The sequence below is a fragment of the Polycladospora coralii genome, from assembly GCF_014773435.2.
In the GTDB taxonomy this organism is placed as follows: Bacteria; Bacillota; Bacilli; order Thermoactinomycetales; family Thermoactinomycetaceae; genus Polycladospora; species Polycladospora coralii.
This window is the reverse complement of the sequence record NZ_JACXAG020000001.1, coordinates 617,412-632,224: the sequence shown is the minus strand read 5'-3', so window position 1 is coordinate 632,224 and position 14,813 is coordinate 617,412. Positions and strand designations below refer to the sequence as shown.

14 protein-coding genes, 3 tRNA genes and 1 other annotated feature are annotated in these 14,813 nt (G+C 39.3%); all 17 genes read left to right on the top strand.

Annotation, left to right across the window (positions count from 1 at the left end; all coding sequences use genetic code 11):
* The first annotated feature begins 213 nt into the window (after positions 1-213).
* The 17 genes from polA (at position 214) to infC (ending at position 14,805) form a co-directional block, all read left to right on the top strand.
* Complete coding sequence (gene polA, locus IC619_RS03230) at positions 214-2,859, top strand: DNA polymerase I (protein ID WP_191138691.1); 2,646 nt, start codon at positions 214-216, stop codon at positions 2,857-2,859.
* A 15-nt stretch (positions 2,860-2,874) separates the two neighbouring features.
* Positions 2,875-3,699: a DNA-formamidopyrimidine glycosylase gene (mutM, locus tag IC619_RS03225; RefSeq protein ID WP_191138690.1), complete on the top strand. Its 825-nt coding sequence runs from the start codon at positions 2,875-2,877 to the stop codon at positions 3,697-3,699.
* Positions 3,700-3,766: 67 nt separating this feature from the next.
* Entirely contained in the window at positions 3,767-4,411 is a 645-nt protein-coding gene (gene ytaF, locus IC619_RS03220; protein ID WP_191138689.1) for a sporulation membrane protein YtaF, read from the top strand.
* Between the two features lie 154 nt (positions 4,412-4,565).
* Positions 4,566-5,180, top strand: coding sequence for a dephospho-CoA kinase (gene coaE, locus IC619_RS03215; RefSeq protein WP_191138688.1), 615 nt, complete (start codon positions 4,566-4,568; stop codon positions 5,178-5,180).
* Positions 5,138-5,743 carry a lytic transglycosylase domain-containing protein gene (locus IC619_RS03210; protein WP_191138687.1) on the top strand — a complete coding sequence of 202 codons (606 nt, stop codon included), beginning with the start codon at positions 5,138-5,140 and terminating at the stop codon, positions 5,741-5,743. The genes coaE and IC619_RS03210 overlap by 43 nt, the downstream gene beginning before the upstream one ends.
* Positions 5,744-5,905: 162 nt before the next feature.
* Positions 5,906-6,949, top strand: coding sequence for a glyceraldehyde-3-phosphate dehydrogenase (locus IC619_RS03205; RefSeq protein ID WP_191138686.1), 1,044 nt, complete (start codon positions 5,906-5,908; stop codon positions 6,947-6,949).
* 166 nt (positions 6,950-7,115) lie between these two features.
* Entirely contained in the window at positions 7,116-7,610 is a 495-nt protein-coding gene (nrdR, locus tag IC619_RS03200; RefSeq protein WP_191138685.1) for a transcriptional regulator NrdR, read from the top strand.
* A gap of 106 nt (positions 7,611-7,716) precedes the next feature.
* On the top strand, positions 7,717-9,162 hold the full coding sequence (locus IC619_RS03195; RefSeq protein ID WP_191138684.1) for a DnaD domain protein: 1,446 nt from the start codon (positions 7,717-7,719) through the stop codon (positions 9,160-9,162).
* Positions 9,159-10,103: a primosomal protein DnaI gene (dnaI, locus tag IC619_RS03190; protein WP_191138683.1), complete on the top strand. Its 945-nt coding sequence runs from the start codon at positions 9,159-9,161 to the stop codon at positions 10,101-10,103. Before IC619_RS03195 ends, dnaI begins: the two co-directional genes overlap by 4 nt.
* 62 nt (positions 10,104-10,165) lie before the next feature.
* Positions 10,166-10,241, top strand: a tRNA-Phe gene (locus tag IC619_RS03185).
* A 2-nt stretch (positions 10,242-10,243) separates the two neighbouring features.
* A tRNA-Gly gene (locus IC619_RS03180) sits at positions 10,244-10,318 on the top strand.
* Between the two features lie 9 nt (positions 10,319-10,327).
* Positions 10,328-10,416: transfer RNA gene (locus tag IC619_RS03175), tRNA-Leu, on the top strand.
* A 148-nt stretch (positions 10,417-10,564) separates the two neighbouring features.
* The gene (gene mqnC, locus IC619_RS03170) at positions 10,565-11,680 is read left to right on the top strand and encodes a cyclic dehypoxanthinyl futalosine synthase (protein ID WP_191138682.1); all 1,116 of its coding nucleotides are present in this window, start codon (positions 10,565-10,567) and stop codon (positions 11,678-11,680) included.
* 272 nt (positions 11,681-11,952) lie between these two features.
* The gene (locus tag IC619_RS03165) at positions 11,953-12,594 is read left to right on the top strand and encodes a metal-dependent hydrolase (RefSeq protein WP_191138681.1); all 642 of its coding nucleotides are present in this window, start codon (positions 11,953-11,955) and stop codon (positions 12,592-12,594) included.
* 79 nt (positions 12,595-12,673) lie between these two features.
* Positions 12,674-13,552 (top strand): putative sporulation protein YtxC, encoded by an 879-nt coding sequence (gene ytxC / locus IC619_RS03160; protein WP_191138680.1) that lies wholly within the window; start codon positions 12,674-12,676, stop codon positions 13,550-13,552.
* Positions 13,553-13,559: 7 nt separating this feature from the next.
* Entirely contained in the window at positions 13,560-13,955 is a 396-nt protein-coding gene (locus IC619_RS03155; RefSeq protein WP_191138679.1) for a thiol-disulfide oxidoreductase DCC family protein, read from the top strand.
* Between the two features lie 177 nt (positions 13,956-14,132).
* Positions 14,133-14,270: a sequence feature (ribosomal protein L20 leader region), on the top strand.
* Between the two features lie 16 nt (positions 14,271-14,286).
* A complete protein-coding gene (gene infC, locus IC619_RS03150) occupies positions 14,287-14,805 on the top strand; it encodes a translation initiation factor IF-3 (protein WP_430624089.1) in 519 nt (172 codons plus the stop codon).
* The last annotated feature ends 8 nt before the right edge of the window (positions 14,806-14,813 follow it).

Here is a 14,813-nt window from a genome sequence, read left to right as displayed (position 1 = left end):
AGGGTCGGCTTTTTCTTTTCTCAAGAAACCGATCATACATTCTCATATATAGTGGTAAGTCGATCTTTCAAGTGTTACAATAAGTTTGTTTTAGTGTAGTAGTGTCGACTAACACAACACACGACGACTCATATGGAAAAATTTTGCAAATCAACAAGCTTGATGTTTACTGTGCGTATAACGGCCTACATATATTTAGGATGGGTGATTAAGATGGGAAAATTAGTATTGATTGATGGGAACAGTATTTTGTTTCGCGCTTTTTATGCCTTACCCTTGTTAAGTAATTCAAGTGGAAACTTCACAAATGCTGTATACGGCTTCAGTATGATGCTTATGAAAGTACTAGAAGAGGAAAAACCAACCCATGTTTTGGTCGCATTTGATGCGGGTAAAACGACTTTTCGTCACGAAACGTATCAGGAATATAAAGGTGGAAGACAAAAAACACCAAGTGAATTATCCGAGCAATTTCCACTTGTAAAAGAGGTTTTAGATGCTTTTGGTATCCGTTATTTTGAAAAAGAACAGTATGAAGCAGATGACATCATCGGCACAATTGCTAATCATCCCGATACGAAACCATTAGATACACGCATTGTAAGCGGGGATAAGGATTTACTACAACTCGTAAATGAAACCGTACATGTATTATTTCCTCGCAAAGGCGTTACAGAAGTAGATCGATACGATATTTCAGCCATAGATGAAAAATATGGCCTTCAACCTCATCAAATTATCGATCTAAAAGGATTGATGGGAGACAGCTCCGATAATATCCCCGGGATTCCAGGAGTAGGAGAGAAGACGGCACTAAAATTATTAAATCAATTTCCGAGCGTAGAAGAAATTGTTGCCCACCCAGAAGAGCTTCCAGGTAAAAAGTTAAGAGAAAAAGTAAAAGAGTTTCAAGAACAAGCATTAATGAGTAAAGAATTAGCTACCATTTTCACAGAGGTTCCACTCAGCTTTAAAATTGGAGAACTTGCGATCGGGGAGCTATATACCGACACGGTATTCGATATTTTTAAGAAGTTGGAATTCAACACCCTACTAGATCGCATACAGAAAAAGAAAAGTAAGTCAACAGAAGAAAAAAACGAACAAGAAATCACACCCGTTAATCTTTTTCAACCTGGTGAGCCAGAACTAAAACGATGGCTGAATCAAACGAATCTCGCTTTTACCGTCGAGGCGAGTCAAGAGAACCCGCATCATGCTCAAATGATCGGCTTAGCCATATCAGACGGTGAAAAACAAGTCTACCTATCGACGGAAAATGCAAAGCGCTCACCTGCTTTTGTGACTTGGCTAGCAGATGAAAAAGCCACAAAAATAACATATGATGCCAAAAAAGCGAAACTACTGCTTCACTATAGTGGGTTCCAAGTTGAAGGTATCGAGTTTGATACGCTATTAGCTGCATACTTATTAAATCCATCTGAAGCAGGTCAGGAAATCAGTGATTTAATGCGTCGCTATGATGTTGGGGTCATTCCTCCCGATGAAGAAGTTTATGGAAAAGGCGCAAAACGTGTTGCCCTTGAGGGAGAAGAGTTGGCAAGCCATCTCGCGCGCAAATGTCATGCACTATATCAACTATTCCCTGTCATAAAAGATCATCTAACGCAAGACCAAATGGATGAACTTTTGTATGAATTGGAGCTGCCCTTAACGGATGTACTTGCGAAAATGGAACAAATAGGGGTTAAAGTCGATCAAGAGCGATTAAATGAAATGGGGACCGAATTAAAAGAAAAAATGGATGGTTTACAAGCTGAAATCTATGAGCTTGCTGGCTCCACTTTTAATATTAATTCACCAAAGCAATTAGGCGTTATTTTATTTGATAAGTTAGGACTTCCAGTCCTTAAAAAAACGAAGACAGGATATTCAACGAGTGCGGATGTATTGGAGAAGTTGGCACCACAACATGAGATTGTTGATAAAATCTTACACTATCGCCAAGTTGGTAAACTACATTCTACTTATGTAGAAGGATTGAAAAAGGAAATTCTTACTGACGGAAAAGTGCATACCCAGTTTAATCAAACGATTACGGCGACAGGTCGATTAAGTAGTACGGAGCCGAACTTACAAAATATCCCGATTCGCTTAGAAGAAGGGCGGAAAATACGCCAAATCTTCATTCCCTCATCTGCTAAATGGCATATACTGGCGGCTGATTACTCGCAGGTGGAGCTACGCGTACTTGCACATCTGTCTGCTGATGATAATCTGCAAGCAGCATTTCAGCAAGATATGGATATTCATACCAAAACAGCTATGGATGTATTTGGTGTTCAAGTAGAAGACGTGACATCATTGATGAGAAGACAAGCAAAAGCGGTTAACTTTGGTATTGTTTATGGCATCAGTGATTTTGGATTGTCTCAAAATCTTAATATTACAAGGAAAGAAGCAAAAGCATTTATTGATCGTTACTTTGAAACTTTTCCTGGTGTGAAAGGCTATATGGAAAAAGTGGTTGCACAGGCGAAAGAGGATGGATATGTAAAAACATTATTAGGGAGGAAGCGGTACTTACCTGATTTGCACTCCCGTAATTTTAATGTGCGAAGTTTTGCAGAGCGAACTGCTATGAATACCCCAATTCAAGGTACTGCCGCCGATATTATTAAGCGTGCAATGATTCAAATAGCCACACAATTAGTAGATCAACAATTAGAGAGCAAGATGTTACTACAGGTACATGATGAACTGATTTTTGAAGTGCCTGAGGGAGAATTAGAAGAGATGAAAACATTGGTAAGGTCAACCATGGAAAATACATTACCATTATCTGTGCCGCTAAAAGTAGATGTAAGTGTGGGGAAAAGCTGGTATGAAGCGAAATAGAAAGGAAGAAAGAAAATGCCTGAGTTACCTGAGGTTGAAACGGTACGGAAAACATTAAAAGAATTAACGCTCGGAAAAACGATACAGGATGTCACGATTCACCTTCCGCGCATCATACAATTGCCAAGTGATACAGCCGAGTTTAGACAAAAATTACTGGGTCTTACAATTATAGACATAAAAAGACGGGGCAAATTTTTAAAGTTGGTAATTGGAGATTATGTACTCGTTTCCCATTTGCGTATGGAGGGCAAATATAAACTGGCTCGGAACGAGGAGCCGATTGAAAAGCATACACATGTCATCTTTCATTTCACAGATGGAACAGAATTAAGATATAAAGATGTGCGGCAATTTGGTACCATGCATCTTTTCATCGCGGGTGAAGAAGATATACAAGATCCACTGCGCAAGTTAGGTCCTGAACCTTTATCGGGTGCTTTCACATTGAAATGGTTTCAAGATACACTACCTAGACGAAAAGCAAATATCAAGTCCGTGCTATTAAACCAATCCTATTTAGCAGGATTAGGTAACATCTACGTAGATGAATCACTTTTTCAAGCAGGTATCCATCCCGAGAGGAAGGCATCTACCTTACAATCTGATGAAGTTGAGCGTCTTTATGACTGTATTCAAGTTGTGATTAAGAATGCGATAGAAGCGGGTGGATCATCGATTCGGTCGTATTTAAATGGACAAGGTGAGATGGGCATGTTTCAACTCCAGATTCAAGTATATGGAAGAAAAAATGAACCATGTAATCGCTGTGGGGACCCCATATCAAAACTAGTCGTTGCAGGGCGAGGAACACACATCTGTCAAACTTGCCAAAAGTGATTTTCACCGATTGCCCATCTCTTCATAAGATGATTGAGTATCCGAACTTATGAAGGGATGATGAGCAATGTTCCATGATTTAACCTTATTGTGGCTTGCATTTGCGGTAAGCCTAGACAGCTTTGGAGCTGGAACAACATACGGTTTGCGCAAAATGCGTATTCCGCCTACTTCAATTGTAATCATTGGAATTTGTTCAGGTATTGTGATATATCTAGCGATGAAGATTGGTGATCGCCTTTCTATATGGTTTTCACCCTTTGTAGCTTCTACATTGGGGGCAATGATTTTAATTTCATTAGGGTTGTGGGCTGTATTACAAAGTTTACGTTCTCGTACAAATGACAAGCCCAAACATCAGCAAGAAAAAGTAAAAACTTGGACTTTTCACATTGAAAAAATTGGATTAGTCATTCAGGTTTTAAAGTCACCGCTACATGCTGATGTCGATGAATCGGGGAGTATTACTGCGGGGGAAGCGATTCTTTTAGGTATTGCCTTGTCATTAGATGCTTTTGCGGCAGGCATAGGCGCTTCAATGATGGGCATTCCTGCTTTATCAACAGCTATTTTAATCGCGATCATGTCTTCTCTATTTTTATCATTGGGAATGATAATAGGCATTAAAGTGCCTAAACATCGCTTTAGTCGGGTGATATCCATCTTGCCAGGGATGTTTTTAATTGTCATGGGTTTGTCACGGATGCTGTAAAGCGTGTGATTAGCTCTGTGTATGATGTTTATAACCGGTTTCGCTTCGAAACCTATAGATGGACTCAGTGGTGTTATTTATCCGAAATACACAAATCCACACACTTGAAATTAACTTTTAAATCATATATGTAAAAGGAGCGAAACAAAGACATATGAATATCGGATTAACTGGAGGAATTGCTACGGGTAAGAGTACAGTGGCAGAGATGCTTAAACTAAGGGGGGCGATTATTTCAGATGCGGACGTGATAGCACGCGAAGTAGTGGCTGCTGGTTCACCAGGATTGGCTCAAGTTGTAGCACATTTCGGCAAATTGTATCTCCGACCAGATGGCACTTTAGATCGTATTCGGCTTGGGGAACGCATTTTTCAAGATAAGCAGGCGCGATCTGAACTAAATCATATCTTACATCCACTTATTATGGCTAAAATGCAAAAGGAGGTACGGCGAATAGAAAAAGAAAATCCCGATACCATTATCGTTTGGGATATTCCTTTATTGTATGAAGAAGATTTGACAGAATTTGTGGAAAAAGTTATCGTGGTATATGTAGCAGAAGATCAACAAATTAAACGACTCATGCTTCGAAACAACTACACAGAAGAAGAAGCGACCATGCGTGTTCAATCACAGATGAGTATTGAGCGTAAGAAAGAACGAGCTGATTTTGTAATTGATAATCAAGGGACTTTAAGTGAGACGGAAAGACAGGTCGATCAACTATGGAATTATCTAATATTAAAAAATGGGTCAAACCGGCCATAGTTGCGTTGCCTTCCAAGCGAATTTTACTCATTTTACTTTTGGGGATTATTGCATTTATCTGGTTGGCAACGCCACTTTTTAACCGTTTTGTATATCCTTTAGAATATGAGGAACATATTCGCAATAGTGCGAAGTATACAGGAGCGGATCCCTTCTTGGTGATGGCTGTAATTCGGGTTGAAACCAAGTTTGAGCCAGATAAACGCTCTCATGTAGGCGCACAAGGTTTAATGCAATTAATGCCGGGAACTGTAGAAGATGCCATTGAACGAGGTTATTTTTCTCCATCAGTAAGAGACTATATAGAAGATCCTGCAACGAATATACAGATGGGAAGTTGGTATATTGCAGCCTTAACGCGTGAATTTGAAGGGAATAAAGTTGTTGTTGCTGCTGCTTATAACGCTGGACCAGGTAATGTGAAAAAATGGTTGAAAAATGGAACGTGGGACGGAACAAGACAAAACGTAGATCAAATTCCATTTGGTGAAACAAAGCAATATGTACAACGTGTCACCTATTACTATGAAAAATATAAACAGGTATACGGAGAAAAGTTTTGAGGAAAAACTGGGTAAATAATAGGATGTGCAATCTAGAAAAAGACGCTATTTCTTTTGAAATAGCGTCTTTTTTTTATTTTATGGTTGCAAAATATGTCATACTGATTATAATAATAAGTGTTAATGGTATGTAACATTAGAGCGGGAAGGGGAACTTATAGCATGAAACTTCGCATTGCGATAAATGGGTTTGGCAGAATTGGACGGATGGTTTTCCGCAAGGCTATTGCTGATCCAAGTATTGAAATTGTAGCTATTAATGCAAGTTATCCAGCAGAAACATTAGCACATTTAATTAAATATGATACCGTACACGGTATGTCTCAAATAAATATTGTGCCCCAGGAAAACGGTTTTGATATTGATGGTCGGTTAGTTCGACTTGTTTCAGACCGTAATCCTGAGAATCTACCATGGGAAGAATTAAAGATTGATGTGGTAGTTGAAGCAACAGGAAAGTTTAAAGAACACAGGGAAGCTTCCAAACATATTCATGCTGGTGCTAAAAAAGTCGTAATTACTGCACCTGGTAAAAATGAAGATGTAACCGTTGTCATGGGTGTGAATGAAGAAATTTATGATGAAAAGAACCACCATATCATTTCCAACGCTTCTTGTACAACAAACTGCCTAGCACCCGTTGTAAAAGTTTTACAAGACTCATTTGGGATTGAATCGGGTCTAATGACAACGGTTCATGCATACACAAATGATCAGAAAAACTTGGACAATCCACATAAAGATTTGCGTAGAGCAAGAGCGTGCGGACAATCAATCATTCCAACAAAAACAGGTGCAGCCAAAGCTTTGGGAGTCGTAATTCCGGAATTAGCAGGTAAATTAAATGGCTTTGCCTTGCGTGTTCCTACTCCAAATGTTTCTGTTGTTGATCTTGTTGTAGACTTACAAAAGGATGTTACAGTTGAGGAAATCAATCAAGCTTTTAATCGTGCTGCAAATAATGAAATGAAAGGTTATATACAATATTGTGAAGATCCGCTCGTTTCTTCTGATTTTAATGGGAATGAACACTCTGCTATTATCGATGCCTTATCGACTATGGTTATAAATGATCGCCAAGTAAAAGTAATCGCTTGGTATGATAATGAATGGGGTTACTCTTGTCGAGTTGTCGATCTAGTCAAACATGTGGGAAACGGTTTGTCTAAGATTCATGACCCAGAACTTTCAATTTCGTCCATTTAAGATGTTTAACACTCACCTTTGTCCAGAGTGAACGGAAAATCTCTGGTGTAATGTTCACCCTATCATGTTTATGACACATGATAGGGTGTTTTTTCTCTTTTACAAAAATGATAGGATTAATGCATACCTATTTTTATCGCTATGATTATAGAAGGAGTGCATCCATATGAAATGCCCACTGTGCGGTTATAATGGGAGTCGTGTACTTGATTCACGACCTGCACATGACGGAAACGCGATTCGTAGAAGAAGAGAATGTGAGTCATGTGAGAAGCGTTTTACAACATTTGAAATGGTAGAAGTTCAGCCGTTAATTGTCATTAAAAAAGATGGAAGTCGAGAAGAATTTAGTCGTGAAAAACTGTTAAGAGGCCTTATTCGTGCCTGTGAAAAACGTCCTGTTCCCCTAGAGGTTTTAGAAAATCTAGTTGCTAAAATAGAAGGTAATTTACGTCAATCCGGCTTAGCTGAAGTCCCTTCCCAAGAAATAGGTGAAATGGTAATGGCTTGTTTAGTGGATATAGATGAAGTTGCTTATGTTCGTTTTGCCTCTGTATATCGTCAATTTAAGGATATTAACGTATTTGTACATGAGTTAGAAGATTTATTGAGTAGATCTCGAAATGATTTAATACATGATCGAAAAACAGAAGAAAAATAGCAAGGTTTTCCAATCGGCAAGTCTTCTTTACACGATTTATAAAAATGCGTCTCTGTGTTACAATGTGAAAGCTGTAGAAGCTGATTGTAAGGAGGTGGGTTTTACTATGACGATGTTTTGGAAAGACTCAGGGTGGTGTTGTTCTACTAAAAAGCCTTTACACCAATTAGATCACATGGTCTTAACACATCTATATCAGCCTATTATAGGAGCCACAGCAGTTTCTCTCTACTTAACGATGTCATATCAATCTTCCTTGAATCGTACAGAATATTCAGATGTAACGTCGCATTCCTATCTGCTAAAGCTGTGTGCGCTAACGTATGATCAATTGTTGGAGGCGAGGTATTTACTAGAAGGTGTAGGACTTCTAAGTAGTTACGAGAAAAAGCTGGAAGATACGCGTTTTTTTTATGAATATGCCTTACATCCCCCCTTGTCACCGCAACGTTTTTTTGAAAGTGATGTCCTTAGCCTAACTTTATTTAATATCATGGGAAAAGATTCTTTCATAGAAATCCGAAAAAAAATATTAGGATTATATACGGTAAAAGAGACAGCGCAGGATCATACTAAAAAAAATATTACAAAGTCTTTTCAGGAAGTATTTGGAAGTTTTTCCCCTTCTCAATTGAAAAGTGCGATTACAATGGATCATGAGATTGAGCCTATTTCGCTTCTTACTGACGCTGAAGAAGGTAAAGCACCTACTTTCAATGATGAAAGTCAGTTGGAAACCGTGAAGTTGAGATTGAGCTCACTTGTAGATGACACGACTTGGACCGAGAAGTTAGTAGCTGAGTTAAACGAAATTCGTTTTCTTTATCAACTCGATGAATGGGATCTCATAAAAGCATTACAAAATCCGTATGTAACCAAACAAGGCATAATTGATGTAGAGCGTTTACGTTCTTATGTCAAAAATGAATACCGCTTACGTTTTGGGAGAGCTCCAGTCATTTCACCCCTGTCATCCATACGCGCTACAGCTCCAGCTGCTGTTCTACCAGAAAAAGAAGGAGCGAAAAAACGCTCTGAGGAAGAAAAACACTTTGAGCAACTGGAACAGATGTCGCCATTGGAGCTGTTGTCACATTACCAGCAAGGGGCGATGATTCCTAGTACTGATGTCGAATTGGTTGAGACATTAGTGCAACATTATGGGCTTCCTACTGGTGTCATTAATGTATTACTAGAATATGTGCTTTTGAAATACAATTATAAATTACCCCGTAATCTGATTGAGAAAATAGCAGGTCATTGGAAAAGATTAGGGATTAAAACCGTGAAAAAAGCGTTAGAACAAGCTCGAAACGAAGACTGGAGCTTACAGAAAAAACAGAGTGAAAACAAATCAGATAAGAGACAGAATCTGAAAAAATTCACGAGTCGAGACAAACTACCACGTTCAATGGAAAAACAATGGACTCCCTCCGACGTAGAGGAAAGTGCGGAAACGATTGCTGAAAATCGAGCGCGCATACAAGAAAAGCTAAGAATGATGAATGAACGCGTTCAATTGAATAAAGGTGGAAAGGAGCAAACGCCGTGAATCGTGTAGAAGATTTGGTGAAAATCAAGAGAAACAAGCGTCTTGATCCAAAACAACGAGAGAAGCAGTTACAAATATTGCTCCGCCATCCTGAAATTGCGAAGTTTAGGCATGAGCATCCACAAATATCGGATCAGCTTTATCGAACATCGATGAGCCGTCTGAACCAAGTGGTGCAGGAACGAGAAAATTGCAATCGCTGTGAGGGTCTAGTATCTTGTTCCAATATCATGACAGGACACGTTCCCCATTTAGTAGCGTATAACGATATGATTGATTTGCAATTAAAACCTTGCCACTATTATCGGAGCATAGAAGAGCATAATCGTAGAAGCAAGCTTATACGGAGTCATCATATCCCCAAAGATATCTTACAAGCTTCTTTTGATACGATTGAACCTAATGGGGAACGAATATCAGTGATAGAGGATGCTATCCAGTTTTGTACACAACTAGCGAATGGGCAAAATCCGAAAGGGCTTTATTTATATGGTCCATTAGGAGTGGGGAAAAGTCATATTGCAGGTGCTATTATGAACCAACTGGTTCAATATGACATTGACTCTTATATGTTTTATGTGCCCGAGCTGATGAGAGAAATTAATGACTCCATACAAGATAATACGCTCCAATCTAAGTTGGATGTCTTAAAAAAAGCATCGGTGTTGATTTTTGATGACATTGGAGCTGAATTCTTATCGCCATGGAAGCGTGATGAAGTACTTGGCGCAATTTTGCAGTATCGAGCTGCTGAAGGTTTACCTACTATATATACCTCTAACTTAGATTTAGAAGAGCTAGAAGAGCATCTAGCACAAACGCAAAAAGGCGGAAATGATAAAGCTAAAGCAAAGCGGATTTTAGAACGAATTACCCATTATGTAACCCCTTATTACATTGAAGGTCAAAACTGGCGAAAAAAACTTTCAAAAAAAACTTGATTATCATGTATAAAAATGATAAGATATTTCTTGTCAGCAAATAAGACAAAACATTGCCTAGTGGTTCGGTAGCTCAGTCGGTAGAGCAGAGGACTGAAAATCCTCGTGTCGGCGGTTCGATTCCGTCCCGAACCACCATTGCGGAAGTGGCTCAGGGGTAGAGCATCGCCTTGCCAAGGCGAGGGTCGCGGGTTCGAATCCCGTCTTCCGCTCCAAATACTCCTGCCGGGGTGGCGGAATAGGCAGACGCACAGGACTTAAAATCCTGCGGTAGGTAACTACCGTGTCGGTTCAAGTCCGACCCTCGGCACCAGCGCAAACCTCATTCTTAGGAATGGGGTTTTTGACTTTGAAAACGGATTAATTCACTGAAAAATCTAACCAAGAGACAATGAAATGGGTTTATGATACGATGAAATAGAACTTACTAATGTTCGGCGATGGAATGGAGGAGTTGCTTGATGCCTAATCATATCGATTTAATAATAGAAAAAGCGCTTGCCGGTGAGCGATTAAGTATGGAAGACGGGATTGCATTGTGGGAAAGTGATGAAGTTGAAAAAATCGGAGAAGCAGCCGATCAAATCATGAAAAAAATTCATCCTGAACCCGTTACCACATTCGTGATTGGTAGAAATGTGAACTATACCAATATATGTGACACATACTGCCGCTTCTGTGCTTTTTACCGTCAACCTGGATCAGAGGAAGGTTATGTTTTATCAAACGAAGAGATCTTTGATAAAATTCAAGCTACGCTGGACGCGGGTGGTACTGAAATCTTGATGCAGGGTGGAACCAATCCCGATTTGCCATTTGAATACTACACAGATCTCATTAAAGCGATTAAGCATAAATTCCCTGAAATCTATTTACATTCATTTTCTCCTGCTGAAGTGATGAAAATGAAAGAGGTGTCGGGCTTATCTTTAGAAGAAGTGATACAAGGTCTTAAAGATGCTGGGCTTGACTCTATCCCGGGTGGAGGCGCTGAAATACTGGACGATCGCATTCGCGGCAAGATTAGCCGTTTAAAAGGATCGTGGCGTGATTGGATGAATGTGATGCAAACCTGTCATCGATTGGGAATGCATACAACCGCTACGATGGTGATTGGCTTTGGTGAAACCATCGAAGAACGTGTACAACATTTACTCCGTATTCGAGAAGCACAAGACGAGACAAAAGGGTTTCTCGCTTTTATCGTGTGGACCTTTCAGCCAGATAATACGAATATGAAACGCGAAAAATTATCTTCGCGCGATTATTTAAAAGCAGTAGCGATTAGCCGTTTGATGCTGGACAACATTAAAAACTTTCAATCTTCATGGGTTACGATGGGACCAGAAATCGGTAAGCTATCCTTGCAATATGGTTGCAATGATTTTGGTAGTACCATGATGGAAGAAAATGTGGTCTCTGCTGCGGGTACAACACATAAAGTAAACAATAATTTGGCATTGCGTTTAATTCGTGAAGCGGGGAAAACCCCTGCACAGCGGAATACTAAATATAAGATCTTACATGTATTTCAAGATGGAGAAACAACGGAACGAGATTTCGTGATGGAAAACTAATGCGCGTAAAATCGTTCCTGTCGATTAACTTAAATACAGGACAAATCCAAAGTAAACGCTTTTCAGTCTTGGTTGAAACTTCAGGGGATCAGGTGGAGTAGAATCTCCAGCAATTTAACCTAATTAAAAAATAAAATAAACACGCTCATCAATTTGGGAGCGTGTTTATTTTATTTTCCCAATATGGACTACCATGTTATGATGAAATTAGTTGATTAATCCAAATAAGGAAGTGCTATAAATGTTGAAATGTAGATGGGGGGTGATCAAGCATGGAAGGGAGAACGCATTTTGCAGTGGGTATCGTAGCTGGAGTTGGTGTAGCTAGTATGAGTGGTCAAACAGATGATTTGATGGGCGTTACAATGACCATTGTTTGTGGAGGTTTATTTTCGATATTGCCGGACATAGATGAAGACGGAAGTATGATCAACAACTTTATCTTTCCTTCATTAAAGAGAAGCTTGCGCTCACTTGCATTGGCTGTAATTGGCGTCATCATGATAACGCTCTACTTTTTAAAAGGATTATCAGATTGGACCTTATTGACAGGTATTTTTGCGACGGCTGTGGCTTATGCTCCGCACCGCAGTGTAACCCATTCACTATTTGCTTTAGGGTATGTCTCGATGACCATGTACCTAGCAAATCCATCCTATACGTTAGTGGCCTCTTTAGCTTATGGCTCTCATTTATTTACTGACGCCCTAACAAGAGCAGGAATTCCATTGTTTTGGCCTATAAAAAAACGGATAGGGATTAAAAGTTTAGGGATCAAAATGAAAAGTGGTGGAAAATTGGACGATGCAGTAGCGATGCTTTCGTTTGTGTTAGCAGTAATCGGATTTACATATTTATTTGGACAAATTATTTATAATGAAGCGCTGGCGTCAGGATGGCTACCTGACAATTAAAGCTTTTGTATAAGTATATGCCTTATCTTGGGACCATATAATAAAACCAACATCTTAACAAATGGAAGGAGAGCGGGTGTTGGTTTATCAAATTGTAATGCCTAGTATACGTACTGACCACCTCATTCGTTTTCGGGTACAACTGTATGATGTATTTTCGGATCTGGATCGCAGAGGGATTGTATTATCCATTTGGGAAAAACGACTGAAAGAAAGTTGTTTATATTATTGCGAAAGTGTGAAAAACAAATATGACGTTACGGTTAGAAATTATCTGGGAGAAGCAATAGCCGATTTTATATGTGATTGCCATGAGCCGGAAATTATACTGGATATCTTACGGGCTGAGCATAAACAATTTAGCCGATTAGAATATCAACAAATTCTAAATAACACCATTCGACTATTAGAAAGTAGTGTATGGGAATATGCCAAAACAATTTATCGTGACAGAAGAGAAAAAGTAGCGAAACAAGTTGCCCAATATTTAAGTCAGCATGATACTTTCGATATGAATGGATTTATCCGTTTTCGCATGAAGACCTATCGGCAAACCATATCCATGTGTGTAAAAGAAGCTATTAATGAGTACCGTGTATCTCAGGAATATCAGCTTTTTATTACTCGGCTCAGAGCGTTTATCCTGGAACAGGAGCCTAAGACGAGTTTAATTCATCTCTTTCATCCGTTTGGTCAATATTTGCAAATTTATTCACAAGATGGTGTTCCCATTATGGAAGAGGATATATATGATGAAAGTACAAAACCATTGTCACATGAAGATCGTATCGTCAGCACATTGCTACATGTTGTGCCGAGTAAAATCATACTACATACACGTTTTCAAACCGAAAATTTTATTCGTACATTAATTCAAGTGTTTGCAGAACGGATTGAAGTTTGTAGTGGCTGTCAAGTGTGTGAGCCGCATACACATTCTATAGGAGACAGGAGTTAGTAAATTCTTGAATAAACCAGTTGTCTTTTTTGATGGGGTATGTAATTTATGTAATCATTCTGTACAGTTTATTATTTCGCGTGATCCAAATGGGCAGTTTTATTTTGCCTCTCTCCAGTCGGATTTTGCCAAGAAGCATTTACCTGAAAAGATGACTGAGGAACTAAACTCTATGATCTTTTGGGAACAGGGTAAGTACTATGATAGATCAACTGCTATTTTAAAAGTGGCACAAAAACTAGGCTATCCATGGAAACTCTTATATGTGTTTTATTTCATACCCAGACCGATTCGAGACGCTGTATATGCTTGGATTGCAAAAAATCGTTATCGTTGGTTTGGGAGAAAAGATCAATGTATGCTGCCTACCCCGGACTTAAAAAAGCGGTTTATAGATGAGTAGCCGCAACGATTTTTTTTGAGTGGACAAAGTAGTGTATCGGTCAAATAAGGTAGCTACTTCTTCTACAGCAAGAACGATATCAAATTTGACAATGCAGTCAGATTTGTGTAGAATGTACTTTGTTCTTGTAAATGTACTTTCTTGACATGATAGGTATAGCGTGATAACATAAATTCAGTGAAAAAGAAGAAGCGCCCGCTTCTCACCTGATCGACGCATAGGCTGTTGGCAGGTATGTGAGATTACTGTGCAGTAGCTCGGTGTCGAAAACAGGGAGAAGTGTGGGCGTATTCGTCCACACTTTTTTATATTCTTTTGGAGGTGGCAGGCTATAAGCAAGGAACAACAACACCAAGTCAATGAAGCGATTCGTGCACGGGAAGTTCGTTTGGTAGGAGCTGATGGCTCACAACTAGGAATCAAGCCTTTGCGAGAAGCATTACAACTTGCACAAGATGAAAACTTAGACTTAGTTAATGTAGCACCGCAAGCGAAACCGCCAGTATGTAGAATCATGGACTATGGGAAGTACCGTTATGAACAGAGTAAACGGGAAAAAGAAGCTCGTAAGAAACAAAAAGTAATTCAAATCAAAGAAGTTCGTCTCAGTCCTTCTATTGAAGAGAATGACATTAAAACGAAGCTAAATAATGTCCGAAAGTTTCTGGGTCAAGGTGACAAAGTAAAACTAACGATCCGTTTTCGTGGACGTGAAATTACACACCAAAGTATTGGACGTAAAATTCTAGAACGTATGGCTGCTGAGGTAAAAGAGGTTTCAGAGATCGAGCGCCATGCTAAGCTAGAAGGCCGGCAAATGATTATGATCTTATCACCGAAGCAGCAATAAGTCGTAGG